The 22,866-nt window shown below is 72.4% G+C and carries 25 protein-coding genes, 2 pseudogenes and 1 riboswitch; of the genes and pseudogenes, 15 read left to right on the top strand and 12 right to left on the bottom strand.

Annotated elements, in window-relative coordinates; all coding sequences use genetic code 11:
• Positions 1-5: 5 nt before the first annotated feature.
• Together ACFCZ1_RS10760 and murQ are read left to right on the top strand one after the other, a co-directional pair.
• A complete protein-coding gene (locus tag ACFCZ1_RS10760; RefSeq protein ID WP_376678028.1) occupies positions 6-851 on the top strand; it encodes a MurR/RpiR family transcriptional regulator in 846 nt (281 codons plus the stop codon).
• Between the two features lie 108 nt (positions 852-959).
• Entirely contained in the window at positions 960-1,907 is a 948-nt protein-coding gene (murQ, locus tag ACFCZ1_RS10755; RefSeq protein ID WP_376678027.1) for an N-acetylmuramic acid 6-phosphate etherase, read from the top strand.
• Positions 1,908-2,023: 116 nt separating this feature from the next.
• On the opposite strand, the pseudogene ACFCZ1_RS10750 reads toward murQ, so the two are convergent.
• Positions 2,024-2,113, bottom strand: a pseudogene (locus ACFCZ1_RS10750) (transposase); the annotation flags it as partial.
• A gap of 72 nt (positions 2,114-2,185) precedes the next feature.
• Here ACFCZ1_RS10750 and ACFCZ1_RS10745 point away from each other — a divergent pair.
• From ACFCZ1_RS10745 to ACFCZ1_RS10720, 6 genes and pseudogenes are all read left to right on the top strand, one after another.
• A pseudogene (locus tag ACFCZ1_RS10745) lies at positions 2,186-2,296 on the top strand (RNA-guided endonuclease TnpB family protein); the annotation flags it as partial.
• A gap of 56 nt (positions 2,297-2,352) precedes the next feature.
• Positions 2,353-3,852 (top strand): PTS transporter subunit EIIC, encoded by a 1,500-nt coding sequence (locus ACFCZ1_RS10740; RefSeq protein ID WP_376678026.1) that lies wholly within the window; start codon positions 2,353-2,355, stop codon positions 3,850-3,852.
• A gap of 37 nt (positions 3,853-3,889) precedes the next feature.
• Positions 3,890-4,096, top strand: coding sequence for a hypothetical protein (locus tag ACFCZ1_RS10735; RefSeq protein ID WP_376678025.1), 207 nt, complete (start codon positions 3,890-3,892; stop codon positions 4,094-4,096).
• Positions 4,093-4,683: a GNAT family N-acetyltransferase gene (locus ACFCZ1_RS10730; protein WP_376678024.1), complete on the top strand. Its 591-nt coding sequence runs from the start codon at positions 4,093-4,095 to the stop codon at positions 4,681-4,683. The genes ACFCZ1_RS10735 and ACFCZ1_RS10730 overlap by 4 nt, the downstream gene beginning before the upstream one ends.
• A gap of 175 nt (positions 4,684-4,858) precedes the next feature.
• Positions 4,859-5,056 (top strand): hypothetical protein, encoded by a 198-nt coding sequence (locus ACFCZ1_RS10725; protein WP_376678023.1) that lies wholly within the window; start codon positions 4,859-4,861, stop codon positions 5,054-5,056.
• A gap of 95 nt (positions 5,057-5,151) precedes the next feature.
• Positions 5,152-5,928 carry a hypothetical protein gene (locus ACFCZ1_RS10720; protein ID WP_376678022.1) on the top strand — a complete coding sequence of 259 codons (777 nt, stop codon included), beginning with the start codon at positions 5,152-5,154 and terminating at the stop codon, positions 5,926-5,928.
• Here ACFCZ1_RS10720 and ACFCZ1_RS10715 read toward each other — a convergent pair.
• The 3 genes from ACFCZ1_RS10715 to ACFCZ1_RS10705 are packed head-to-tail and all read right to left on the bottom strand — an operon-like array spanning position 5,894 to position 6,900.
• On the bottom strand, positions 5,894-6,415 hold the full coding sequence (locus ACFCZ1_RS10715; protein ID WP_376678021.1) for a hypothetical protein: 522 nt from the start codon (positions 6,413-6,415) through the stop codon (positions 5,894-5,896). The genes ACFCZ1_RS10720 and ACFCZ1_RS10715 overlap by 35 nt on opposite strands.
• Positions 6,416-6,457: 42 nt before the next feature.
• Positions 6,458-6,685: a type II toxin-antitoxin system VapB family antitoxin gene (locus ACFCZ1_RS10710; RefSeq protein WP_376678020.1), complete on the bottom strand. Its 228-nt coding sequence runs from the start codon at positions 6,683-6,685 to the stop codon at positions 6,458-6,460.
• The gene (locus ACFCZ1_RS10705; RefSeq protein WP_376678019.1) at positions 6,682-6,900 is read right to left on the bottom strand and encodes a hypothetical protein; all 219 of its coding nucleotides are present in this window, start codon (positions 6,898-6,900) and stop codon (positions 6,682-6,684) included. The genes ACFCZ1_RS10710 and ACFCZ1_RS10705 overlap by 4 nt, the downstream gene beginning before the upstream one ends.
• A 115-nt stretch (positions 6,901-7,015) precedes the next feature.
• Between ACFCZ1_RS10705 and ACFCZ1_RS10700 the strand changes: the two genes are divergently transcribed.
• Entirely contained in the window at positions 7,016-7,852 is an 837-nt protein-coding gene (locus tag ACFCZ1_RS10700) for a Scr1 family TA system antitoxin-like transcriptional regulator (protein WP_376678018.1), read from the top strand.
• A complete protein-coding gene (locus ACFCZ1_RS10695) occupies positions 7,836-8,060 on the top strand; it encodes a DUF397 domain-containing protein (RefSeq protein WP_376678017.1) in 225 nt (74 codons plus the stop codon). The genes ACFCZ1_RS10700 and ACFCZ1_RS10695 overlap by 17 nt, the downstream gene beginning before the upstream one ends.
• A 117-nt stretch (positions 8,061-8,177) precedes the next feature.
• On the opposite strand, the gene ACFCZ1_RS10690 is transcribed toward ACFCZ1_RS10695, so the two are convergent.
• Together ACFCZ1_RS10690 and ACFCZ1_RS10685 are read right to left on the bottom strand one after the other, a co-directional pair.
• Complete coding sequence (locus ACFCZ1_RS10690) at positions 8,178-9,575, bottom strand: PQQ-binding-like beta-propeller repeat protein (RefSeq protein WP_376678016.1); 1,398 nt, start codon at positions 9,573-9,575, stop codon at positions 8,178-8,180.
• Positions 9,576-9,692: 117 nt separating this feature from the next.
• Positions 9,693-10,877: a S8 family peptidase gene (locus ACFCZ1_RS10685; RefSeq protein ID WP_376678015.1), complete on the bottom strand. Its 1,185-nt coding sequence runs from the start codon at positions 10,875-10,877 to the stop codon at positions 9,693-9,695.
• A 360-nt stretch (positions 10,878-11,237) separates the two neighbouring features.
• On the opposite strand from ACFCZ1_RS10685, the gene ACFCZ1_RS10680 reads away from it, so the two are divergent.
• Entirely contained in the window at positions 11,238-11,585 is a 348-nt protein-coding gene (locus ACFCZ1_RS10680; RefSeq protein WP_376678014.1) for a protease inhibitor I9 family protein, read from the top strand.
• A 110-nt stretch (positions 11,586-11,695) separates the two neighbouring features.
• Positions 11,696-13,342 (top strand): serine/threonine-protein kinase, encoded by a 1,647-nt coding sequence (locus tag ACFCZ1_RS10675; RefSeq protein ID WP_376678013.1) that lies wholly within the window; start codon positions 11,696-11,698, stop codon positions 13,340-13,342.
• A gap of 59 nt (positions 13,343-13,401) precedes the next feature.
• Here ACFCZ1_RS10675 and ACFCZ1_RS10670 read toward each other — a convergent pair whose 3' ends face one another.
• Together ACFCZ1_RS10670 and ACFCZ1_RS10665 are read right to left on the bottom strand one after the other, a co-directional pair.
• A complete protein-coding gene (locus ACFCZ1_RS10670; RefSeq protein ID WP_376678012.1) occupies positions 13,402-14,139 on the bottom strand; it encodes a beta-glucanase in 738 nt (245 codons plus the stop codon).
• A 70-nt stretch (positions 14,140-14,209) separates the two neighbouring features.
• Positions 14,210-14,818: a phosphoribosylanthranilate isomerase gene (locus tag ACFCZ1_RS10665; protein WP_376678011.1), complete on the bottom strand. Its 609-nt coding sequence runs from the start codon at positions 14,816-14,818 to the stop codon at positions 14,210-14,212.
• A gap of 139 nt (positions 14,819-14,957) precedes the next feature.
• On the opposite strand from ACFCZ1_RS10665, the gene ACFCZ1_RS10660 reads away from it, so the two are divergent.
• Positions 14,958-15,530 (top strand): Uma2 family endonuclease, encoded by a 573-nt coding sequence (locus tag ACFCZ1_RS10660; protein WP_376678245.1) that lies wholly within the window; start codon positions 14,958-14,960, stop codon positions 15,528-15,530.
• 97 nt (positions 15,531-15,627) lie between these two features.
• On the opposite strand, the gene groL is transcribed toward ACFCZ1_RS10660, so the two are convergent.
• From groL to thrC, 4 genes are all read right to left on the bottom strand, one after another.
• A complete protein-coding gene (gene groL / locus ACFCZ1_RS10655; protein WP_328926339.1) occupies positions 15,628-17,250 on the bottom strand; it encodes a chaperonin GroEL in 1,623 nt (540 codons plus the stop codon).
• Positions 17,251-17,544: 294 nt separating this feature from the next.
• A complete protein-coding gene (locus tag ACFCZ1_RS10650; protein WP_030009783.1) occupies positions 17,545-17,751 on the bottom strand; it encodes a cold-shock protein in 207 nt (68 codons plus the stop codon).
• 412 nt (positions 17,752-18,163) lie between these two features.
• Positions 18,164-18,439 carry a MoaD/ThiS family protein gene (locus ACFCZ1_RS10645; protein WP_376678010.1) on the bottom strand — a complete coding sequence of 92 codons (276 nt, stop codon included), beginning with the start codon at positions 18,437-18,439 and terminating at the stop codon, positions 18,164-18,166.
• Positions 18,440-18,476: 37 nt separating this feature from the next.
• Positions 18,477-19,775, bottom strand: a complete 1,299-nt coding sequence (gene thrC, locus ACFCZ1_RS10640; RefSeq protein WP_376678009.1) for a threonine synthase — start codon at positions 19,773-19,775, stop codon at positions 18,477-18,479.
• A riboswitch (SAM riboswitch) is annotated at positions 19,769-19,925 on the bottom strand. It overlaps the preceding gene by 7 nt.
• Before the next feature lie 184 nt (positions 19,926-20,109).
• On the opposite strand from thrC, the gene ACFCZ1_RS10635 reads away from it, so the two are divergent.
• Together ACFCZ1_RS10635 and ACFCZ1_RS10630 are read left to right on the top strand one after the other, a co-directional pair.
• On the top strand, positions 20,110-21,087 hold the full coding sequence (locus ACFCZ1_RS10635; protein WP_376678008.1) for a glucosyl-3-phosphoglycerate synthase: 978 nt from the start codon (positions 20,110-20,112) through the stop codon (positions 21,085-21,087).
• 46 nt (positions 21,088-21,133) lie between these two features.
• Positions 21,134-22,597: a trehalose-6-phosphate synthase gene (locus ACFCZ1_RS10630; protein WP_376678007.1), complete on the top strand. Its 1,464-nt coding sequence runs from the start codon at positions 21,134-21,136 to the stop codon at positions 22,595-22,597.
• The last annotated feature ends 269 nt before the right edge of the window (positions 22,598-22,866 follow it).

Genomic DNA, 22,866 nt, shown 5'->3' with positions numbered 1-22,866 from the left:
CGCGCGTGCGCAGCCTCGCGCCCTCGATGACCCGGTCCGTGCTGGCCGTCGCCGAAGCCGTCGCCGCCGATCCCGCGGGCTGCGCCCGGCTCACCGTCTCCGCCCTCGCCGAGCGCACCGGCACCAGCGAGGCCACCGTCGTACGCACCGCCCGCCTGCTCGGCTACCCCGGCTACCGCGACCTGCGCCTGGCCCTGGCCGCCCTCGCCGCCCAGCAGGAGTCCGGGTCCGCCCCCGCCGTCACCGTCGACATAGCCGTCGACGACCCCCTCGCCGACGTCGTCGCGAAACTGGCCCACGAGGAGGCGCAGACCCTCGCCGACACCGCCGCCGGGCTCGACCTGACCCAGCTGGCCGCCGCCGTCACCGCTCTGGCGACGGCCCGCCGCGTCGACATCTACGGCATCGGCGCCTCCGCGCTCGTCGGCCAGGACCTCGCCCAGAAGCTGCTGCGCATCGGCCTGATCGCGCACGCCCACAGCGACCCCCACCTCGCCGTCACGGGCGCCGTCCAGCTGCGCCCCGGCGACGTGGCCGTCGCCGTCACCCACTCCGGCTCGACGGGCGACGTCATCGAGCCGCTGCGCGTCGCCTTCGAGCACGGTGCCACCACCATCGCCCTCACCGCCCGACCCGGTTCCGCCGTCACCCACCACGCCGACCACGTCCTGGCCACGTCCGCCGCCCGCGAGACCCGGCTGCGCCCGGCCGCCATGTCCAGCCGGACCAGCCAGCTCCTCGTGGTGGACTGCCTGTTCGTCGCCGTCGCGCAGCAGACGTACGAGCGGGCCGCGCCCGCGCTCGCCGCCTCGTACGAAGCACTCGCCCACCGCCACCGCACCACCCGCTGAACCCCGGCGGACCACCCGCTGAACCCCGGCCGGAACCCGCTGACCCCCGCCGGACCGCCCGGCCCACCGCCCTCCGAACCCGTCGCCGAACCGCCAGGAGCCGCGCCCATGACCGCGTACGCCGAACTCCGCGCCCAGCTGGAGACGCTCACCACCGAGGCGTTCCGGCCCGAACTGGCCGAGATCGACCGGCTGTCCACCCTCGACATCGCCCGCACCATGAACGCCGAGGACGCCACCGTCCCGGCCGCCGTCGCCGCGCAGCTGCCGCTGATCGCGGCCGCCATCGACGCCATCGCGGCGCGCATGGCACGCGGCGGGCGCCTGGTCTACGCGGGCGCAGGCACGGCCGGCCGGATGGGCGTCCTGGACGCCAGCGAGTGCCCGCCGACCTTCAACACCGACCCGGCCGACGTCGTCGGCCTCATCGCGGGCGGGCCCAGCGCCATGGTCAAGGCCGTCGAGGGCGCCGAGGACTCCGAGGAGCTGGCGGCGCGGGACCTCACGGCGCTGCACCTCACCCCCGACGACAGCGTCATCGGCATCTCCGCCTCCGGCCGCACCCCGTACGCGATCGGCGCCGTCGAGTTCGCCCGTACGCGCGGCGCGCTCACCGTCGGCCTCTCCTGCAACGCCGGCTCCGCGCTCGCCGCGGCCGCCGACCACGGCATCGAGGTCGTCGTCGGACCCGAACTGCTCACCGGGTCGACCCGCTTGAAGGCCGGCACCGCCCAGAAGCTGGTCCTCAACCTCATCTCGACCATCACCATGATCCGCCTGGGCAAGACCTACGGAAACCTGATGGTCGACATGCGCTCCTCGAACGAGAAGCTGCGCGCCCGCGCCCGCCGCATCGTCGCCCTGGCCACCGGCGCGCCCGACGCCGAGATCGAGGCCGCGCTCGCCGCCACCGGCGGCGAGGTCAAGCACGCCGTCCTCGTCATCCTCGGCGGCGTTGACGGCCCGGCCGCCGCCGAACTCCTCACCGCCTCGCAGGGCCACCTGCGCGCGGCCCTCGCCCTCGCCCCCTCGCACGCCCACGCCCGGATCCGCTGACCTCCCCCACCTCTACCTCTGATCTTGGCCAGTGCTCCGCCCTTCAGGGGGGGTGAAGGCCATCCCTGGGCCGGAGGCGCGGAGCGCCTGAGTGCTCTGTGTCTGCGGGGTGACGGTCAGACGGGGCGTTGCTGGTTTTCGATGTACTGCTTGACGGCGGTCAGGGGTGCCCCGCCGCACGATCCGGCGAAGTAGGAGCCGGACCAGAAGTGTCCGCCCCACAGGTACCGGCGGACGTGGCTGTCGTATTCCCGGGGAGCCTGCGGGAGCTGACGCCCTCAGCCCGGAACGTCTTGCACCTGTACCGGATGGGCCACGCGCTCATCCCGGCTGCCGGGAGGGCAGTCGTCAGGCGCGCCAAGCGCGTCAAGCCCGCTACCGCAAGGTAAGCAGGAATCTCCCGGCTTCAGCCAGGAGAGCACTTCAAGGCAAGGCGACCACCACCATGTCCACTGACAAGAACCGCGCCACAGCCGCCGCGATCCTTCCTCTGGTCGGCGGCCCGGACAACATCACCTCGATCGCGCACTGCATGACCCGTCTGCGCGTCGCCCTGCGCGACCGTTCACTGGTCCAGGACGAGGCCCTCAAGGCCCTGCCCGCGGTCCTGGGCGTGGTCGAGGACGACACGTACCAGATCGTGCTGGGCCCCGGCGCCGTCGCCCGCGTCACCCCGGAGTTCGAGGCGATGGTCGAGGAGGCCCGACGGGCCGCGCCCCGCCCGATCACGGCCGGGGCCGCGCCCCGCCCGATCACGGCCGATGACCTCGCCGCCCGCGGCGCGGCGCTCAAGGAGGCCCGGAAGGCGCGCAACGCCACCCCCTTCAAGCTGTTCCTGCGCCGCATCGCCGACATCTTCGTCCCGCTGATCCCGGCCCTGATCGGCTGCGGCATCATCGCGGGCCTGAACGGCGTGCTGACGAACACGGGCCTGCTCCCCGCCGTCGTCCCGGCGCTCGCCGCCATCGCCTCCGGCTTCATGTCGCTGATCGCGGTCTTCGTCGGCTACAACACGGCCAAGGAGTTCGGCGGTACGCCCGTCCTGGGCGGGGCGGTCGCCGCGATCATCGTCTTCCCGGGCATCACCAAGATCGAGGCCTTCGGGCATCAGCTCTCCCCCGGCCAGGGCGGCGTGCTCGGCGCGCTCGCGGCCGCCGTCCTGGCCGTGCACGTGGAGAAGTGGTGCCGCAGGTGGGTCCCCGAGGCCCTGGACGTCCTCGTCACCCCGACCCTCACCGTCCTGGTCTCCGGCCTGGCCACGATCTTCGGCCTCATGTACCTCGCCGGTGAGGCCTCCGCCGCCATCGGCACCTTCGCCGACCGGCTGCTCGCCACCGGCGGCGCCTTCGCGGGCCTGGTCCTGGGCGGGCTGTTCCTGCCCCTCGTCATGCTGGGCCTGCACCAGGCCCTGATCCCCATCCACACCACGCTCATCGGACAGTCCGGCTACACGGTCCTGCTGCCCATCCTGGCCATGGCGGGCGCGGGCCAGGTCGGCGCGGCCATCGCGGTCTACTACCGCCTCCCGCGCAACCGTTCCCTCCGTACGACCATCAAGTCCGCGCTCCCGGCCGGTTTCCTGGGCATCGGCGAACCCCTGATCTACGGCGTCTCCCTGCCGCTCGGCCGCCCCTTCGTCACCGCCTGCGTCGGCGGCGCGGCCGGCGGAGCCTTCGTCGGCCTCTTCAACCAGCTCGGCGTCACCTTCGGCTCCACCGCCATCGGCCCCTCCGGCTGGGCCCTGTTCCCGCTGCTGGACGGCACGTCGGGCACGGGCGTGACCATCGCCATCTACGCGGGCGGCCTGGCCGTCGGCTACCTCGTGGGCTTCGCCGCCACGTACTTCTTCGGGTTCACCCGCCGGATGCTGGCCGATCTGAACACCGGTCCCGAGCCGGCCCCGGACACGTTGACCGGGCCCCCGAAGGAACCCGCCCTGACCTGACCCGGCCCTCCGTGCGGGGAGCGGCGACGATGCCGCCGTGCAGCTCCCCGCCGAAGCCGTGTCCGCCGCCGCGCCGATCGAGGTCGTACGCCTCACACGCCTCACCGCGGAGCCGGTCCGTCCCGCCGACCCGTTCACGGACGCCCCCGTCGCCCTGTGCCCGGCAGACGAGGCCGCACCGGCCCTGGCGCTGCTCGCCCGCTTCCGCGCGGCGGCCACGGGACCGGGCGTGATCGGCACATGACCGACGCGATACCCGATGTGGTCCTCGCCGGGCGGATGAGCGCCGTGCCGCAGCCTCAACTCCCGCTCCCCGGCGGGATGCTGCTGCGCCCCTGGGCCCCGTACGACGCCCCCGCGCTGGCCGAGTCCTGCCGCGACCCGCAGATCCGGCACTGGAACCGGCCGGACCAGCTCACCCTGGCCGACGCCGAGGACCGCATCGCCCGCTGGCACGGGCGCTGGCAGGCCGAAGAGGCCGCGGTCTGGGCCGTCGCCCCGGCCGCGGGCGGCCCGGCCGTCGGGCTGATCGGCGTGGCCGACCTCGATCTGCGCGGCGGCAGCGGCGAGATCGTGTACTGGCTGCTGCCCGCCGGGCGCGGCGCCGGGGTCATGGTGAAGGCCACTGACCGGATCAGCCGCTGGGCCTTCGACGACCTGGGCCTGCACCGGCTGCGCATCACCCACTCGGTGGGCAACCCGGCCTCCTGCGCCGTCGCGGCGAAGGCCGGCTTCCGGCTGGAGGGCACCATGCGCGGCGCCCTCCTCCACGCGGACGGCTGGCACGACGAGCACCTGCACGCCCGCCTGCGCACCGACGTACCGGCGTGAAGCTCTCCGCGGCGGCCGTCAACGCCACCACGCGGGTGGACGTCGTACGCATCTCCGGGCCGCCCCAGCAGTGGGGCGACGCGATGACCGGCGAACTGCCGGCCCACTGGCACGGCCCCCGGGCGGCCGAGGCCCTGACGGTGATCGGAAAGCTGCCCGCCGGCCGGGTCAGCCTGTGCCTGTTCGACCGGGCTGGGGCATCCGGGCGTACGGGGACGACGGCGCGGAGCCGCTCTTCGAGGCGGCGTTCTGCTACGACTGCGACCAGGTCCGGCTCTGGGGCCCGGCCGTCCCCGAACACCTGGGCCAACAGCTCTTCGACGCGGCGTCCCCGTACGCCCAGTACCTCCGCCTGTGCTTCCGCTCTGCCTGAGGGGCAGCCCTGACACGAAGTCAGGGAGAGCTCGGGGTAGGGCAGGGGGACGCCCCGATAGCCGGTGCGCGCGGCGCGGCGGCAGGCTGGGCGGCATGCAGATCACCACTGACAAGCGCCCCTCGGCCGTCCGGCACGGGGCCGCCGGGATCGCCTTCGCCGCCGTACTCGCCGCCGCCACCGTCACCGCCACCGGCGTGGCCGGCGCGGCCGGCGCGGCCGGACCGGCGCCCTCGTACGACTTCGGCGACTGCCCCGCCCTCCCCGCCGGGGTCGACGCGGCCCGCTGGAAGTGCGAGGTCCTCACCGCCACCGGCTCCCTGACCCTCGGCAGCCGCACCCTGCCCGAGCTGGCCCCGATGACCATCACCCACGCCGAGGGCCCGCTGCCCGACGGCGCCGCCGGCCAGGTCTGGGGCGCCCTGCGCGGCGGCCCGACCGACGTCCCCGGCGGCATCCTCGGCGTCCCCGCCGGCCACCCCAACCCCCGCCTCGGACGGCTCTCCCTCCAGCCGGAGTACGGCGGCCGGTCCGACTTCTACTCCGTCGGCGACGACATGGGCCTGTTCACCCTCCGCTTCCGCGCCATCGGCCCGGCGCTGCCCGACGGCTGCGTCATCGGCGCCGGCGAGACCCCCATCGAGATCCGCCTCAAGCGCACGGGCAAGTCCCAGTGGGTCTCGAAGAACCCGCCGGTCATCAAGTTCGACGCGCGCGACGACACCTTCACCGCCCCCGCCGCCACCGGCTGCGGCCCCCTGGGCCGGCTCCTGAACGACCGCCTCGGCCTCCCGTCCGCGACCGGCAACTCGATCGCCCTGTCCGCGCACTACACCTTCAAGACCTACGACCAACTCCCGCCGCGCGCCTAGACCCTGGCTGCGGGATCGCTACAGGAGCCCCGACCAGCCCCCAGCCCCGTACCCCCGCTCGCGTGACCACCTCGCCCCACTCGTGCATGAGCGCGACGGCCCCGTCGAAGGTGGCGGGCCGGGCCGCCCAGCCTGCGGCTTCGGTGCCGAAGGGCCCGCGGAGCTCCTCCAGCCGCGGTGCGGCCCGTTCCCAGGCGCGGACGAGCGCCGGCACCTCGTCCGGCGCACGGAGCAGGAGGACCTCCGGCCGCCAGGGTGCGGGGTCGTCCGGGAAGCCGCCCGCGGGCGGGGGGCCGTCGTCCGGACCCGCCCCCGCGGCGCCGTCCGGGCCGTCCCACACCAGGCCGCCCAGGAAGCGGTCGAGGGCACGCGGGAAGGGCATCAGGCCGTCGGCGCCGTAGCCGAACCCAGGGCCACGCTCGGCCGCCATCGGCAGCCACTGGCCTGCCGGCAGGCCCGGCGAGGCATCCAGCAGCCGCACTGCCACCCGGGGCAGGGGCGACAGGGGCGGCAGCGACCGCCGGGGCCTTCAGACCGCAGGTGCCTCGTACCCCGGCGCGGTCCCCTCGGCGTGCGGCCGCCGGGCCGCCACGAACTCCGCCAGCACGCCGTTGATCGTGGCCCGCCTGGTCGTCGTGCCCAGAATTTCCGCCGCCTCGGCGAGAAGTGCCCCGTCCAGGTCCACCATGGCGCGCGACAGCGCTTCCTCCAGGCGGGCGGCCATCGCATCACGCCGGCCGCGGGACGACCCGGTCACGGGTTGGCCCGCTCGTGGAGTACGGCGGCCAGCCGGAGCGCGGTGTCCAGGTTGCAGCGGCCCAGGTCGACCAGCGGCAGCCCGTACGCCCCGGCCTCCGAGACCCGCTCCACACCCAGGGAGGGGAACAGCACCCCCACCCCGGCCAGCGATTCCCTCAGCTGCCGGACGGCCTCCTCGGCCGCCTGCATGCGCTCCTGTGACGTGAGCACCATGACATGTCACCTTTCTACTCTGCGTATTCGCCTTCGGTACACAGAGTGGCGACGCGCTCGCTAGCCTTTCAACGCGGACACCGCAACAACCGCACGTGTTGGTCAGGGAGTTGCTATGGCAGGAAAGAACCTCGACCCCTCCTCCTCACCCCGCGCCCTGCTCGGCGCCGAACTGCGCGTGGCGCGCGAGCGCGCCGGCCTCAGCCAGGCCGAACTCGGCGAACCGCTCTTCGTCAGCGGCTCGTTCATCGGCCAGCTCGAAGCGGGCACGCGCCGCATGCACATCGAATTCGCCCGGCAGATAGACGACATCCTCGACACGGGCGGCTTCTTCGTCCGCAACTGCGGGGCTGCGGCCAAGTCCAAGTACCCGGACCACTTCGCGGCGGCGGCCGAGGCCGAGGCTCTGGCGAAGGCGATCCGGGAATACGCGCCGCAGCTGATTCCCGGCTTGCTCCAGACGGAGGCTTACGCGCGGGAGGTCTTCCGCGCCGGGCATCCGACCGCGACGGAGGAGAAGATCGACGAGCTGGTCGCGAACCGCCTGGCCAGGGCCTCGCTGCTCAGTGATCCAACAACGCCGCTGTTTTGGTGCGTTCTCGACGAGGGGGTACTGCGCCGGGCCGGGGAGAATCCTGCGGTGCTGGCAGAAGCCCTGCGCCACATCGCGAGCCTGATCCGGTCGCGCCGAATCATCGTGCAGGTGCTGCCCTTCAGCGCGGGCTTCCACGCGGCGATGGGTGGTTTCGTGCAACTGATGTCGTTCGAGGACGCTCCGCCGCTCGCCTACATCCAAGGCATGGGAACGGGGCAGCTGTTCGACGATCCGGCCACGGTCACCCATCACACCCTGACCTACGATCTCCTCACGGCCAACGCGCTGTCACCGCGCAAGTCCCTGGCCCTGATCGAATCGGTGGCGGAGGATTACGAACATGATCAGCACGCCTGAGTACGACCTGTCGGCGGCCACTTGGCACAAGTCCAGCTACAGCGACGCCAGCGGCGGCAGCTGCCTGGAGATGGCCACCTGGCGCAAGTCCACCCACAGCGGAGCCGGCGGCGGCGACACGGTCCCCGTCCGGGACTCCAAGGTCCCCGACGGCCCCCACCTCACCTTCAACGGCCCGGCCTGGACGGCGTTCGTCACCAGCCTCTGACCAGCCGTCCACGATCGGGCGGACACGGTTCGGCATGCGCCTCCCACGTATGCCGAGCCGTAGTGGCCTGCGGCACCGGCCCGAACCCGACCTGCACCCCGGGCAGGGCGACGTGGCTCACCAGCCGATGGTCGGGGCAACGTCGAAGATCGGCGGCAGTCGGCCGTTGTCGTCGAGGTTGACGAACGTCCTGCCGTAGAGGGCGAACGACTCGCCCAGCCGGAGGCCCCGCAGGACCGTCGACTCGCCGCCCGGCTTTCCGGTGCCCGGGTCGAGGTGCCACAGGTGGGTGTACGCGCCCTCCGTGACCACGGCGATCCGGCCGGTCCGGTCGGCGGCCAGCGCGCGGATCCGCCAGTCGTGGTCGAAGGCGCGGGTCCACAGGTGGCGGCCGTCCTTCAGGGAGAACGCCGCCAGGACCTCCCGCTTCTCCCGTTCCGGTACCGCCGCGTACAGCACGTCCCCGGCGACCAGCCACGCCGTGGCGCCCGTGGTCGGGACGTACGGTGCCTGCGACTGCTCGCGCGGGCGACCCGCCTCGTCGAACACCAGCAGGCGCCCGTCACCGACGGCGGCGGCCGGGGAGGCCGACACGATGCGCGGGGACTCGTACCCGACGGGCACCGGGAACTGCCAGGCGACGGCGCCGGTGCGGGCGTCGAGCGCGAACAGCTTCCAGTCCTTGTCGGTCCGGGCCAGGAGCAGGACCCGGTCGGGGCCCGCGGCGACCTCCGAGGCGACGGCGCCCGCGGGCAGCGGGGAGCGCCACAGCTCGGCACCGGTGACCAGGTCGTGGGCGTGTACGGCGTCCGCGGTCGCGGTCACGGCCAGGGAACCTCCCGCGGACGGCTTGCCCACGAGCTTCGGGATGTCCTTGGTCCAGAGCTGCTTGCCGGACGTGACGTCCACCGCCATCAGGCGGTTGCCGCACGTGCTCTCCGCGGTGGCCAGGGTGAGCAGGCCGGTGCCTGAGGGGGTGTCCCCGCTCATCGCGCACACCGCGCCGCCGGCCGGGGCGGGGAGGTCCCAGCCGCGGCGGCCCTCCCCGTTGTAGCCGGTCACGACGTCCGCGCGGCCACGGATCACGAACCCTGTGAACGGGTCCCCCGCCCAGGAGCCGACCGGCCTGTCCGCGCCCGGGCCGTCGGGGACCTGGTACGAGAAGAGGTCCATGTGCGGGCCGCGCAGCCACGAGAAGCCGAGCCAGCCGGGCCACAGGGCGACGAGCGCGACAGCGACGGCCGCGACCCAGCCGACGGCCGAGCGGTACCCGCGGCCCTTCACGGCCGACCGCCACAGCCCGCCCGCGACGAGCCCGGCGGCCAGCGCCCACAGCACCAGTGGGCCCAGCCCGCGCGGGCAGCCGCCGGAGCTGCACACGACGTCGGACATGTCCCCGGCGGTCAACTTGATGCACAGGACGGCGTACAGCACCGCGACGGCGCTGAACGCGCAGGCCGCGGCGAGCCGTACGTGGTCCCGGAGCCGCTTCACGAGCGACGGTGGCGTGTCCATGATCCCCCCGGCCCGCAGCCTAGCCGCGATCGGGCGGCGCGTACGCAGCCCGATCGCGGGCCCCCGCGCACGGGCCCGGGCCGAGCCGTCAGGTCCGCCGTCAGGTCCCTCCGACGGTCACAGACCGCCGGTGGAGAGCAGCTGGTTGGGGGTGGCCGGGCTGACGCTGGTCAGGACGTCCTTGGTGGACTGGGAGTCGAGGAACTCGACGACTTCCGACGGGGCGGCGTTCGGGTGCTCCGCCTTGTAGAGGGCGGCGACGCCGGTGACGTGCGGGGCGGCCATGGAGGTGCCGCTCAGGGCCGCCGCGCCGCCGCCCATCCTGGCCGAGTCGATCTGCTCGCCGGGCGCGTAGAGGGAGACGCACCTGCCGTAGTTGGAGAAGGAGGTCTCCTCGTCCCAGCGGTTGCTCGCCGCGACCGTGAATACGCGCGGGGCGGACGCCGGGGAGATGGTGCAGGCGTCGACCGAGCTGTTGCCCGCGGCGACGACCGGGAGGACCCCGGCGTCGCTCAGGGCGTTCACGGCGTTGTTGAGCGCTTCGGACCGGTCCCCGCCCAGGGAGCCGTTCAGGACGGCCGGCTGCTCGGCGTTCCCGGCCACCCAGTCCAGCCCGGCGATGATCCCCGAGAACTCGCCCCTGCCGTCGCAGTCGAGCACCCGGACACTGACCAGATTGACCTTGCGCGCCACGCCGTACGTCCTGCCGCCGACCGTGCCCGCGACGTGCGTGCCGTGGCCCTGGCAGTCCTGCCCGTTGCGCCCGTCCTTGAAGGCGTCGAAGCCGAAGGCGGCGCGCCCGCCGAACTCGGTGTGGGCGTAGTCGATCCCGGTGTCCAGGACGTAGGCGGTCACCCCGGCGCCGTTGCCCTTCACGGTCACGCTGCCGTCGAGCGGCAGCGCGTCCTGGTCGATGCGGTCGAGGCCCCAGGTCGAGGCCGGCGCCTTGACCGTGGTCGCGGTGGCGGGCGTCATCGGCGGCGCGAACACCGTCGCGTCCGACTCCACCGACTTCACCCCGGGGCTCACGCGAACCGTGTCCAGCTGGAGCGGGGTCAGCGGTACGGCGAAACCATTCATCGCCGCCTGGTAGACGAACGTCGGCTTCAGCTTCAGCTTCTCCGCCAGTGCGGCGGCGTCCACGCCCTTGTCGAGACTGACGATGTACTTGCCGGGAACGGCGTTGGGCGCCACGTGCAGCGGAACCGGGGTCGGCTCCGGGGCCGCGGCGGAGGCCGAACCGGCCGCGACCGGAGTGACGGTGAGGAGGGTCGCGGCAGCCAGGCGTGCGAGCAGGCGCATGAGGAAACTCCCTGACGGGGTGGAAGGTCGGCATGGATGAGCCGCGCCCGCGACGTCATGTGCGTATGGGGGTGCGGCCCTCCTTTCCATCGGGCGCCGCCCCCGCGCGGCTTGAAGCACCGCCCCCGCCCGACCGATGGGCCGACCGTCCCGTCAACACGGCGCGTCCGACAGGCTGCAGAAGGGTTTCCCCTCTGACGCCATGACCGTGCCCCGGCCCGCAGGCCCGTGCCGCTCCCGCAAGATCACCCGTATGGGCCGCCCCCACACCGGGGGCGCACGGCCGGTGCGCTCCCGATGGCCCGCGCCACACCCGCGGACGTCGTTGACCGGCCCCGCCGCGCGTGATGGCCTCCCCCCATGGCAAACCGTCTGAGCCGGGCCCTGCCCGTGGCCGTGGCCGTCGCCGTCGCCGCACTGGCCGCCGTCACCGTGCCCGAACCCGTGCCCCGCGCGGCCCCCGTCGCCCCCGTCGCCCACGCCGAACAGGCCGACCACGCGACGTACATCGTCACCGTACGAAGGGACCTCGACCCGGCCGAGGTGGCGCAGATGGTCGGCGTCACCCCGGTCCACGTCTTCCGCACCGCCCTGCACGGCTTCGCCGCCCGGCTGAGCCCCGGCCAGGTCGCGGCCCTGCACGCGATGCCGGGCGTGGAGGCGATCGAGGAGGACGGCGGCGCGTCCTCGTTCGGCGCCGGCGTCTGACGGCGAGCGCCTCGCGCGCCCGCGCTCCCCGGCACATCCCCGCCCCCGCCCGCCGCTTAGGGTGAGGCGGATCAACTCATCGGTTGATCGGGGGAATCGGGGGGAGACCGGTGGACAGCGCGACCGAGGCGTTCGAGCCGCTACGGGCGGACGACCCGCAGACCGTGGCGGGCTACCGCCTGGCGGCCCGGCTCGGCGCGGGAGGCATGGGCCGCGTCTACCTGTCGCACACCCAGGGCGGCCGCCCGGTGGCGATCAAGGTGGTGCGGCCGGAACTGGCCGAGGACCCGGCGTTCCGGCGGCGGTTCCGCCGGGAGGTGGAGGCGGCCAGGCGGGTCCGGGGCGCCTACACCGCCGAGCTGATCGACGCCGAGGCGGACGGGGTGCCGCCCTGGCTGGCCACCCTGTACGTGCCGGGCCCCTCGCTGGCCGAGGCCGTCGCCCGGCGCGGACCGCTGCCGGTACCCGCGGTGCTGTGGCTGGTGGCGGGGGTGGCCGAGGCCCTGCAGGCCATCCACGGCGCGGGCGTCGTGCACCGGGACCTGAAGCCGTCGAACGTGCTGCTGGCCTCCGACGGGCCCCGGGTCATCGACTTCGGCATCTCGCTGGCGTCCGGCACCACCGCGGCCACCGCCACGGGCACCGCCATCGGCACGCCCCAGTACATGGCCCCCGAGCAGGCGTCGGGGGGCGAGGTCACGGCAGCCACCGACGTCTTCGCGCTGGGCCAGACGGCGGCGTTCGCGGCACTGGGCGAACCGCTGTACGGGGACGGCCCCTCCGTGAGCGTGCTGTTCCGGATCGTGCACTCCGACCCCGACCTGTCCCGGCTGCCGGAGCCGCTGCGCCCGCTGATCGCCCGGTGCCTGGCCTCCGAGCCGGAGGAGCGGGCCACCCCGGCGGAGATCGTGGCGTGGTGCCGGAAGCATCTGGGGAAGGACGCCGACGCTGGCGGCGGACCCGCCGTCTGGCGGGAGGTGACGGGGCCCGAGGTGGAGATTCCGGCTCCGGTCCCGCATCCCACGGCGGTGCACACGACCCCGGTGAACTGGCTTCCGCCACAGCCGCCACAGCCGTGGGCGCCGCTCGGACCGGAGGAACAGCGGGCGCGCAGGCGACGCATCGCGCTGATCACGGCCGCGGCGGTGACGGCCGGAGCAGTGCTGCTGACGGGCCTGGCCTGGCTGGGCAAGGGAGCGGCGGACCGGATGCGCGAACTGGACGCGTCCCGGGCGAAGCCGGGCGGCCCGGCCGCGGCGGCCCAGGAGACGCCCTCGGGGCCGGCGGGATCGGCCGGGTCGGCCGGGTCGGCGAGCGGCGGCAAGGGGCCGAAGCCCTCCGGATCCGCACCGGGCACGACCCGGCCGCCGAAGCCCCTCGCCCACCCCCACCCCGGGCTGCGCCTGGACGAGAAGAACTCGATCGGCATCAAGGATCCGGTCCGGCGCGACGACCTCACGGGGGACATCCGCCTGAACTGCGAGGTGACCGGCTGCCAGCTGGTGAGCGACACGAGCGTGTTCACCATGCTGTACGCCGAGCCGGGCACCGGCAGCCTCGACACGTGCAGCCTCCTCACGCGCGCCGCCACCAGCAAGGAGTTCCCGCTGGCCGCGGCGGCGGGCGGCAGCGAGATCTGCGTCAGGCACCCGTCGGGGGACATCGCGCTGCTCGTGATCCAGATCAAGTCGACCCAGTACGTGAAGGGCACGTCCGGCACGGTGACCGCGGACATGACGGTCTGGCCCGCGCCCTGACCCGGCCGCCCGCCCGCCCGCGCCCGGACAGCGCGCCCTAGGGCCGGCCTAGTACCCGCCTAGGGCCGGTACACGGACAGCCGCGAGACCTCGTACTCCATCTCCGTCACCCCCGGGCGGGGCGCCGGGTGGTAACGCCCGGCGCAGACGGACAGGTTCACGATGAGGTACGCGCGCCAGGACCGGCCCACGCCCGCGCGGTCGGCGAACACGCGGGCCCCGTTGACCCACCAGACGACCGACCTCCGCCCGAACTCGACCTTGAGGTCGACCCAGGCGCCCGGCCGCACCGACGGGTCGCGGTGGTAGCGGTGCGCCTGACGGACGTGGTTGGAGAGCTCCAGGAGATCCGGATTGTCGGGGTGGTACTCGAAGACGTCGATCTCCTGGCCGCCGTCCCGCCAGGTCCAGATCGCCGGCCAGGCACCCGTCTCCACCGGGAGCCTGACCCGGGCCTCCAGGATGTCGCCGGTGCGCACCATGAACCCCTCGTCGCTGCCCTCGGTGGTGAGCAGCCCGGTGTTCCAGTTGCCGTCGGGCCTCCGCTTGGCCCGGAAGACGCCGCTGCGGCTGTAGGCGGGATCGTCGACGAGGTGGTCCAGTTTGTTGTCGCCCGGGTTCGTCGGGCCGCCGTCGGGATACGCCCAGGAGCGGCCCGCGACCCACTGGGTGGGCGAGGAGAAATCGGCGGTGAAGGCGGGGGCGAGGCGCGGCCTGACCGCGACCGCGCCGCCGGCGCCCGCCGGGGCGAGGCGCGACGTCAGGCGCCGCAGCCAGCCGAGCTTTTCCGAGTCCATGCAGGGTGTCTGCCCGTAACCGGACGCGCCCATGCCGGAATCATCGCACAGGGTAATCGCGCGGAAGCATTCAGCGACGGGCGGCGCGCGCCGCCTCGACGAAGGCGCGGATCAGCTCGGGCGATTTCACCCCGCGCTCCCGCTCCACGCCGCTGGAGACGTCCACGCCCCACGCGCCGGTGGCCCGGACGGCGTCGCCGACGTTGGCGGGGGTCAGCCCGCCCGCGAGCAGCCACCGCCCCTCGGGCGGCGCGAAGTCCGCCGCCCCCCAGTTCCACGGCTTGCCGGAGCCCGGGTCGGGGGCGTCGAGGAGCAGCAGGTCCTCTCCGTACTCGCCGCAGCGCTTCACGTGCTCGGCGGTGGCCCGCAGCAGCGTCCGCCCCGCGGCCCGCAGCGCCGCGAAGTCCTCGGGGCCCTCTTCGCCGTGCAGCTGCACGCCCCGTACGCCGCTCTCCTCGGCGAACCGGCGCACCTCCGCCACCGGCTGCCCCCGGAACACGCCGACGGTGAGCACCCCGTCCGGCACCCGCGCGGCCAGCTCCCGCGCGGTGGCCGCGTCGACCGTACGGGGGCTGCCGGGCGCGAAGACGAACCCGACGGCATCGGCCCCGGCCTCGACGGCCACGTCGACGTCGCCCGGCGTCTTCAGCCCGCAGATCTTGATGAACACGTCAGTCATACCCCGAAGTCAACCAAACCCAGCGCGATTCGCGACGATGCATCCCATAAGCCGGGCAGGGAAAGCGTCCCGCCACTAGCCTGGGACGAGGCACACATTCAGGGCACATCACGCCATCCGGAGGACGACGGTGACGACCATGACCGAGCGGGCCACACCCATAGAGAGCCTGTCGCCGCCGACATTCGAGAGCCTCCTGCGCACGGTCGAGGAGATGAACACGCCAGACGGCTTCAAGGCCGAGCTCATCCGGGGGAAGATCGTCGTGTCGCCGTTCTCCAAGCTGCGCTACTACCGGCGCATGCGTGCAGTACGCGAGCAGCTACAGGCCCACGCCCCCGAGGGTCACGTCGCCGATGTCGCCCCCTTCCTCTTCAGCTTCCCGGCAGCGGAGCGGGCCTACGGGCCCGACCTCTTCGTGGCGGACGAGGCGGCGTTCGACGAGGAGGGCCGTCACGCGGACAGCGCGGCCCTGTCACTGGTCGCGGAGTTCACCTCCGTGTCGACCAAGGACGCGGACTGGAACGAGAAGCTGAACGTGTACGGCCGCCTCGTACCGGTCTACCTGGTCGTCGACATGCAGGACGCGGAGATCACCTGCTTCTGGGACCCCTCCCCGCACGGGTACCGCTCCCGCCGGACGGTGTCCTTCGGTGAGACGCTGCCCGTCCCGGAGCCCTTCGGCTTCGAGCTCGACACCACGGGCTTCTAGTGCCGGCCGCGAAACGCCCGAGGGCGGCACCCCCCGCAGGGAGTGCCGCCCTCGTTCGAGAACAGCCGATCGACCGGCGGCCTGAGCCGCGGGAGGATCAGAAGTCCATGTCACCGCCCGGCATGCCGCCCGGGGCGCCGGCGCCGGCCTTCTCGGGCTTGTCGGCGATGACGGCCTCGGTGGTCAGGAACAGCGCGGCGATCGACGCGGCGTTCTGCAGCGCGGAGCGCGTGACCTTGGCCGGGTCGATGATGCCCTCGGCGATCATGTCCACGTACTCGCCGGTCGCGGCGTTGAGGCCGTGACCGATCGGCAGGTTGCGGACCTTCTCGACGACGACGCCACCCTCGAGACCACCGTTGACGGCGATCTGCTTGAGCGGGGCCTCCAGGGCCAGGCGCACGGCGTTGGCGCCGGTCGCCTCGTCGCCCGTGAGCTCCAGCTTCTCGAAGACCGCGGAGGCCTGCAGCAGGGCCACGCCACCACCGGCGACGATGCCCTCCTCGACGGCCGCCTTCGCGTTGCGAACGGCGTCCTCGATGCGGTGCTTGCGCTCCTTGAGCTCGACCTCGGTCGCGGCGCCGGCCTTGATGACGGCCACGCCGCCGGCCAGCTTCGCGAGGCGCTCCTGGAGCTTCTCGCGGTCGTAGTCCGAGTCGGAGTTCTCGATCTCGGCGCGGATCTGGTTCACGCGACCGGCGACCTGGTCGCTGTCACCGGCACCGTCGACGATGGTGGTCTCGTCCTTGGTGATGACGACCTTGCGGGCGCGGCCGAGCAGGTCGAGACCGGCGTTCTCCAGCTTGAGGCCGACCTCCTCGGAGATGACCGTGCCACCGGTGAGGATGGCGATGTCGCCGAGCATGGCCTTGCGGCGGTCGCCGAAGCCCGGGGCCTTGACGGCGACGGACTTGAAGGTGCCGCGGATCTTGTTGACGACCAGGGTCGACAGGGCCTCGCCCTCGACGTCCTCGGCGATGATCAGCAGCGGCTTGCCGGACTGCATGACCTTCTCCAGGAGCGGCAGCAGGTCCTTGACCGAGCCGATCTTGGAGTTGACGATCAGGATGTACGGGTCGTCGAGAGCCGACTCCATACGCTCCATGTCGGTGGCGAAGTACGCCGAGATGTAGCCCTTGTCGAAGCGCATGCCCTCGGTGAGCTCCAGTTCCAGACCGAAGGTCTGGGACTCCTCGACGGTGATGACGCCTTCCTTGCCGACCTTGTCCATGGCCTCGGCGATGAGCTCGCCGATCTGGGTGTCGGCGGCGGAGATGGAGGCCGTGGAAGCGATCTGCTCCTTGGTCTCGACATCCTTCGCCTGCTCCAGCAGGGCGCCGGAGACGGCCTCGACGGCCTTCTCGATGCCGCGCTTGAGGGCCATCGGGTTGGCGCCGGCGGCCACGTTGCGCAGGCCCTCGCGGACGAGCGCCTGGGCCAGCACGGTGGCGGTGGTCGTACCGTCGCCGGCGACGTCGTCCGTCTTCTTGGCGACTTCCTTGACCAGCTCGGCGCCGATCTTCTCGTACGGGTCCTCGAGCTCGATCTCCTTGGCGATGGAGACACCATCGTTGGTGATCGTGGGCGCGCCCCACTTCTTCTCAAGGACGACGTTGCGACCCTTGGGGCCAAGGGTGACCTTGACGGCGTCGGCGAGCTGGTTCATCCCACGCTCGAGACCGCGCCGGGCCTCCTCGTCGAACGCAATGATCTTGGCCATCTGAAGTGGTCCTCCCGGACAGCGGTGGATTGCTCCCGGACCGCGCCCGCGCCCGCGACGGACGGCCTGCGTGCCCGGCGGTTCCTTCCCGCCGGACGCTGCGGGCCTCACCGACCCGGTCCTCAGTTTGGTAGCACTCTCACCTGGAGAGTGCTAACGCCAATGATTAGCACTCGACCCCCACGAGTGCAAGCGGCTTGGGCCAACGCCCCCGCGAACGCACGAGGGGCCCACACCCCGTGTCCAGGATGTGGGCCCCTCTTGCGTACGCGTGGGCGGTCGATCGCGCCGGGACTAGCCGAGTGCGAGCTTGACCATGTCCGCCTGCGGACCCTTCTGGCCCTGCGAGATCTCGAACTCGACCCGCTGACCCTCTTCAAGGGTGCGGTACCCGTCCATCTGGATGGCGCTGTAGTGGACGAACACATCCGCACCACCGTCGACCGCGATGAAGCCGTAGCCCTTCTCCGCGTTGAACCACTTGACGGTGCCCTGAGCCATGCCTAACTCCCCTATTACTGGCCCTTGCGCAGGAACGCACTTCGCGCTCCCGGGTCAGAACTTGCGCCGGAACGCGTCGACCGAGGCTGAATGTATCCGCGTCGGTGCTGTCTGCAACAGGTCAATCCGACGAGAAATCTGGACACTCGGAAACATTGAAATAGAGTGAAAATTTGGCATATCCCAGGGCAACTCGGGCCTGGCATATCTCGCCAAAGCCCCATACCGCACCCGCACATTGACCCGATGTCGACCCTCACGCGACCCGTTCATATGCGGCGGGCAAGTCCAGCGGAGGGGACTTCCCCAACTCTACCGTGCCCAATCAAACAGAATTGCCCCCTCCGCTTTTAGCGGAGGGGGCAATTACGGTTTTCGCGTGTCAGCAGCCGCCGGCACGGCGCATGTCCGGTCAGCCTCCGGCGACGGCGGGAATGATCGAGACACCGGCGCCGTCCGGCGTCGCCGCCTCCAGCCCTCCCTCGAAGCGCACGTCGTCGTCGTTGACGTAGACGTTCACGAAGCGGCGCAGCTTGCCCTGGTCGTCCAGGACGCGGGCGGCGATGCCCGGGTGGCTCTTCTCCAGCGACGCGATGACCTCGGACAGGGTCGTGCCCTCGGCCGGGACCTCGGCCTTGCCGCCGGTGTAGGTGCGCAGGATGGTGGGGATGCGGACGTTGACGCTCATGGTGCTACTGCCTTTCCGGTGGAGCGGGGGGAGGTGGTCAGGCCAGGCCGGCGGCGCGGAACGCGTCCAGGCTCGGGCGGATGGTGGCGGTCTGCCCGCTGTCCGCGGCCACCGCCTCCAGGGTCTTGAGGCCGTCACCCGTGTTCAGGACGACGGTGGTGAGCGCCGGGTCGAGCTGCCCGTTCTCGATGAGCTTCTTCGTGACGCCGACCGTCACGCCGCCCGCGGTCTCGGCGAAGATGCCCTCGGTCTGCGCGAGGATCTTGATGGCCTCGACGACCTGCTCGTCGTTGACGTCCTCGACGAAGCCGCCGGTGCGCCGGGCGATGTCCAGGACGTACGGGCCGTCCGCCGGGTTGCCGATGGCGAGGGACTTGGCGATGGTGTTCGGCTTCTGCGGGCGGACCACGTCGTGGCCGGCCTTGAAGGCGGTGGAGACCGGGGAGCAGCCCTCGGCCTGGGCACCGAAGATCTTGTACGGCTTGTCCTCGACCAGGCCGAGCTTGATCAGCTCCTGCAGACCCTTGTCGATCTTCGTCAGCTGCGAGCCGGACGCGATCGGGATGACGATCTGGTCGGGCAGCTGCCAGCCGAGCTGCTCGCAGATCTCGTACGCCAGGGTCTTGGAGCCCTCGCCGTAGTACGGGCGCAGGTTGACGTTGACGAAGCCCCAGCCCTCGCCCAGCGGGTCGCCGATGAGCTCGGAGCAGAAGCGGTTGACGTCGTCGTAGTTGCCCTCGATGCCGACCAGGTCGCCGCCGTAGACACCGGCCATGACGACCTTGCCCTGCTCCAGGTCGTGGGGGATGAACACGCAGGAGCGGAAACCGGCCCGGGCGGCCGCGGCGCCGACGGCGCCGGCCAGGTTGCCGGTGGAGGAGCAGGACAGGGTGGTGAAGCCGAAGGCGCGGGCGGCCTCGACGGCGATCGCGACGACGCGGTCCTTGAAGGAGTGCGTCGGGTTGCCGGAGTCGTCCTTGACGTAGAGCTTGCCGGTGACGCCGAGCTCCTTGGCCAGGTTCTGCGCGTCCACGAGCTTGGTGAAGCCCGGGTTCAGGCTCGGCTTGGAGGCCACGTCCGCGGGGACGGGCAGCAGCGGCGCGTACCGCCAGATGTTGTTCGGGCCGGCCTCGATGGCGGCGCGCAGGGCCTCGGGGTCTCCTGTCGGGAGGTCGTAGGCGACTTCCAGAGGTCCGAAGCACTCGACGCACGCGAAGATCGGTCCGAGCTCGAAGCGGGTACCGCACTCACGACAGGAAAGCCCGGTGGCAGGTCCGAGATCGACAGAGGTGGGATCAGTCAGTGCAGCCATGATGGCGAGGCCCTTTCTCCTCATCTTCCCCATGGCGCACTTCGCCATGAGACGGAATTGGCACCTTCCCTAGCCGGGGACCTCGCGGGGGTGCGTGAAAACGCATCGCGAGAACCGACTGGAGGGTTGCCGGGGCTTCAACGGGCCGTGTCCCTCTGCCCCTCTGGATGAGCGGTATGGCACCGGACCGCGCGCTCCATGGCGCTCCGGGCGTTTGTGCGCAAGGACCCCCGGCATGCGGTGGTCCTTTGCGTTGTTCAAGACTGTAACCGAAGGGCAGGGCGGTTGAGACAGCCGTCCGAACCGCGAGATGGATCGCATATCGGCCCGGACAAGTGACGATGCAGGGAGTCCAAGGGTGCTGGAAGAGGTGGAGCGCTGGCTGGCAGACCGCTCCTGGTCCGCCGCCGACCGACCGCTCGACCAGCTGCTGGACCGGAAACGGGCGGCTGGGACCACGGTCAGCGTGGTGCTGCCCGCGCTCGACGAGGAGGCGACGGTCGGCGCGATCGTCGAGGTGATCCGGCGCGAGCTGATCGAGGGACTGCCGTTCCCCCTGGTGGACGAACTGGTGGTGGTCGACTCGGGCTCCAGCGACCGGACGGCCGAGGTCGCCGCGAAGGCCGGCGCCCGCGTCGTCCACCGCGACGAGATCCTGCCGCGGATCCCCGCGCTGCCCGGCAAGGGCGAGGTGCTGTGGCGCTCCCTGCTGGCCACGTCCGGGGAGATCGTCTGCTTCGTTGACGCCGACCTGCGCGATTTCTCGGCCGACTTCGTCTCCGGGATCGTGGGGCCGCTGCTGACGGAACCGGACGTGCAGTTCGTCAAGGCGATGTACGACCGCCCGCTGGGCGACGCCCCCGGCCAGGGCGGCCGGGTGACGGAGCTGGTGGCGCGTCCCCTGCTCAACCTGCACTGGCCCCAGCTGGCCGGTTTCGTCCAGCCGCTGGGCGGTGAGTACGCCGTACGCCGCTCCCTGCTGGAGCGGCTGCCGTTCCCCGTCGGGTACGGCGTCGAGCTGGGCCTGCTGGTGGACGCGCTGCACACGGTCGGGCTGGACGCGCTGGCCCAGGTGGACGTCGGCGTACGGGTCCACCGCCACCAGGACGGGCAGGCGCTGGGCCGGATGGCCGCGGCGATATACCGCACCGCGCAGCTGCGGCTCGCGCACGGGCACTCCCCCGGCCACCGCGGGGGGTACCCCCTCGTACGTCCGGAGCTGACGCAGTTCGAGCGGGGGCCGGAGGGGTTCGTGCCGCGGACGTACGAGGTGGACACGGAGGAGCGGCCGCCGATGCTGGACGTCAGGGAGTACGTGCTGCGCCGCGTGGCGTGACGCAGGGAACGGTTTGAGGGGACCCGGGCCGGGCTAGGTTCGGCGCATGGCTTCTCAGGTGCTCGTAGCCGCCAACCGCGGCCCGCTCTCGTACGCCCTGTCCGCCGAGGGCACCCTCAGTGCCCGGCGCGGCGGGGGCGGTCTCGTCTCCGGACTCTCCGCGGCCCTGGCGGAGCAGCCGGACGCGGTGTGGATCTGCGCGGCCCTTTCGGAGGCGGACCGGGAGGCGGTCCGCCGGGGCGTGGCCGAACCCGGCGTCCGCATGCTGGACATCGATCCCACGGTGTACGACGACGCGTACAACGGCATCGCGAACTCGGTGCTGTGGTTCACCCACCACCACCTGTACGACATCCCGCGCACGCCGGTGTTCGACGCGCAGTTCCGCCGCCGGTGGGGGTCGTACGTGGAGTACAACCGCGCCTTCGCGGCGGCGCTTGCCGAGGAGGCGGCGGAGGGCGCCCGCGTCCTGGTGCAGGACTACCACCTGGCCCTGGTGCCGGGGCAGTTGCGGGAGCTGCGGCCGGACCTGCGGATCGGGCACTTCACGCACACGCCGTGGGCTTCGCGGGAGTTCCTGGGGATGCTGCCCGACGACATCCGGGAGCAGCTGCTCTGGGGGATGCTCGGCGCCGACCGGCTGGGTTTCCACACCTGGGCCTGGGCGGTCAACTTCATCACCAGCGCGAACCTGGACGACGCGACCGGCATCGCGCAGCCGTACCTCCCGAGCGGGACTCCCGAGAGCGGGGTGCACCACCACAGGTCGAAGGCGGACGGCCCGGGCTACGGGGAGAAGCGGTTCACGCAGGTGACCCAGTACCCGCTCGGGGTCGACGCGGAGGAGCTGCGCGAACTGGCGCACCGGCCGGAGGTGGAGGAGAAGCTGGCGGCGCTGCGGGCGGAGGTCGGTGACCTGAAGACGATCGTCCGGGTGGACCGGACGGAGCTGTCGAAGAACATCGTGCGCGGGCTCCTCGCCTACCGGGAGCTGCTGACCACGCACCCCGAATGGCGCGGCCGGGTGGTGCACCTGGCGTCCGCCTACCCGTCGCGGCAGGACCTGGCGGTGTACCGGGCGTACACGGAGTCGGTGCGGGAGCTGGCGGCCGAGGTGAACGCGGAGTTCGGCACGGCGGACTGGAAGCCGGTCCACGTGTCGGTGCAGGACGACTTCGCGCGCTCGCTCGCGGCGTACCGGATGGCGGACGTCGCGCTGGTGAACCCGGTGCGGGACGGGATGAACCTGGTGGCGAAGGAGATCCCGGTGGTGTCGGAGGAGGGGTGCGTGCTGGTGCTGTCGACCGGGGCGGGGGCGTACGAGGAGCTCCGCCAGGACGCGTTGACGGTGAACCCGTACGACGTGACGCAGACGGCCGAGGCGCTGCACACGGCGCTGTCCATGCCGGACGCCGAGCGCGCGGACCGCACGAAGCGCCTGGCGGCGGCCGCGACCGCCCTCCCCCCGGCCCAGTGGTTCACCGCCCAGCTGGCGGACCTCCGGGCCTGACCCGCGCCACCGCTCCTGGGGCTCCGCCCCGGACCCCGCTCCTCAAAAAACGCCGGACGGGCCGGATCCGGCCGATGCCGTCCGCCCGGCCGGGCTGGATTGCCCGCAGGGCAATCTCAGCCCCGCCGGCGATTGGGGCGCGGGGGGTGGGGGGGCGCGCCCCCCCCCCCCCCCCGGCCCCCCCCCCCCCCCCCCCCGGGCGCGGCCGGTGGCGTATAAAAAAAAGAAGCTGCCCGCGATATGTTTTGTGTTTTTATAGGGGGTGGGCG

The sequence above is a fragment of the Streptomyces sp. NPDC056224 genome, assembly GCF_042267665.1.
GTDB lineage: Bacteria > Actinomycetota > Actinomycetes > Streptomycetales > Streptomycetaceae > Streptomyces.
This window is presented reverse-complemented; position numbering and strand designations above follow the sequence as displayed.

Coding starts and splice junctions, on each gene's coding strand:
- murQ (WP_376678027.1), top strand. CDS start 960: ATGACCGCGTACGCCGAACTCCGCGCCCAGCTGGAGACGCTCACCACC.
- ACFCZ1_RS10740 (WP_376678026.1), top strand. CDS start 2,353: ATGTCCACTGACAAGAACCGCGCCACAGCCGCCGCGATCCTTCCTCTG.
- ACFCZ1_RS10730 (WP_376678024.1), top strand. CDS start 4,093: ATGACCGACGCGATACCCGATGTGGTCCTCGCCGGGCGGATGAGCGCC.
- ACFCZ1_RS10720 (WP_376678022.1), top strand. CDS start 5,152: ATGCAGATCACCACTGACAAGCGCCCCTCGGCCGTCCGGCACGGGGCC.
- ACFCZ1_RS10705 (WP_376678019.1), bottom strand. CDS start 6,900: ATGGTGCTCACGTCACAGGAGCGCATGCAGGCGGCCGAGGAGGCCGTC.
- ACFCZ1_RS10700 (WP_376678018.1), top strand. CDS start 7,016: ATGGCAGGAAAGAACCTCGACCCCTCCTCCTCACCCCGCGCCCTGCTC.
- ACFCZ1_RS10695 (WP_376678017.1), top strand. CDS start 7,836: ATGATCAGCACGCCTGAGTACGACCTGTCGGCGGCCACTTGGCACAAG.
- ACFCZ1_RS10690 (WP_376678016.1), bottom strand. CDS start 9,575: ATGGACACGCCACCGTCGCTCGTGAAGCGGCTCCGGGACCACGTACGG.
- ACFCZ1_RS10685 (WP_376678015.1), bottom strand. CDS start 10,877: ATGCGCCTGCTCGCACGCCTGGCTGCCGCGACCCTCCTCACCGTCACT.
- ACFCZ1_RS10680 (WP_376678014.1), top strand. CDS start 11,238: ATGGCAAACCGTCTGAGCCGGGCCCTGCCCGTGGCCGTGGCCGTCGCC.
- ACFCZ1_RS10670 (WP_376678012.1), bottom strand. CDS start 14,139: ATGGACTCGGAAAAGCTCGGCTGGCTGCGGCGCCTGACGTCGCGCCTC.
- ACFCZ1_RS10665 (WP_376678011.1), bottom strand. CDS start 14,818: ATGACTGACGTGTTCATCAAGATCTGCGGGCTGAAGACGCCGGGCGAC.
- ACFCZ1_RS10660 (WP_376678245.1), top strand. CDS start 14,958: ATGACCGAGCGGGCCACACCCATAGAGAGCCTGTCGCCGCCGACATTC.
- groL (WP_328926339.1), bottom strand. CDS start 17,250: ATGGCCAAGATCATTGCGTTCGACGAGGAGGCCCGGCGCGGTCTCGAG.
- ACFCZ1_RS10650 (WP_030009783.1), bottom strand. CDS start 17,751: ATGGCTCAGGGCACCGTCAAGTGGTTCAACGCGGAGAAGGGCTACGGC.
- ACFCZ1_RS10645 (WP_376678010.1), bottom strand. CDS start 18,439: ATGAGCGTCAACGTCCGCATCCCCACCATCCTGCGCACCTACACCGGC.
- thrC (WP_376678009.1), bottom strand. CDS start 19,775: ATGAGGAGAAAGGGCCTCGCCATCATGGCTGCACTGACTGATCCCACC.
- ACFCZ1_RS10630 (WP_376678007.1), top strand. CDS start 21,134: ATGGCTTCTCAGGTGCTCGTAGCCGCCAACCGCGGCCCGCTCTCGTAC.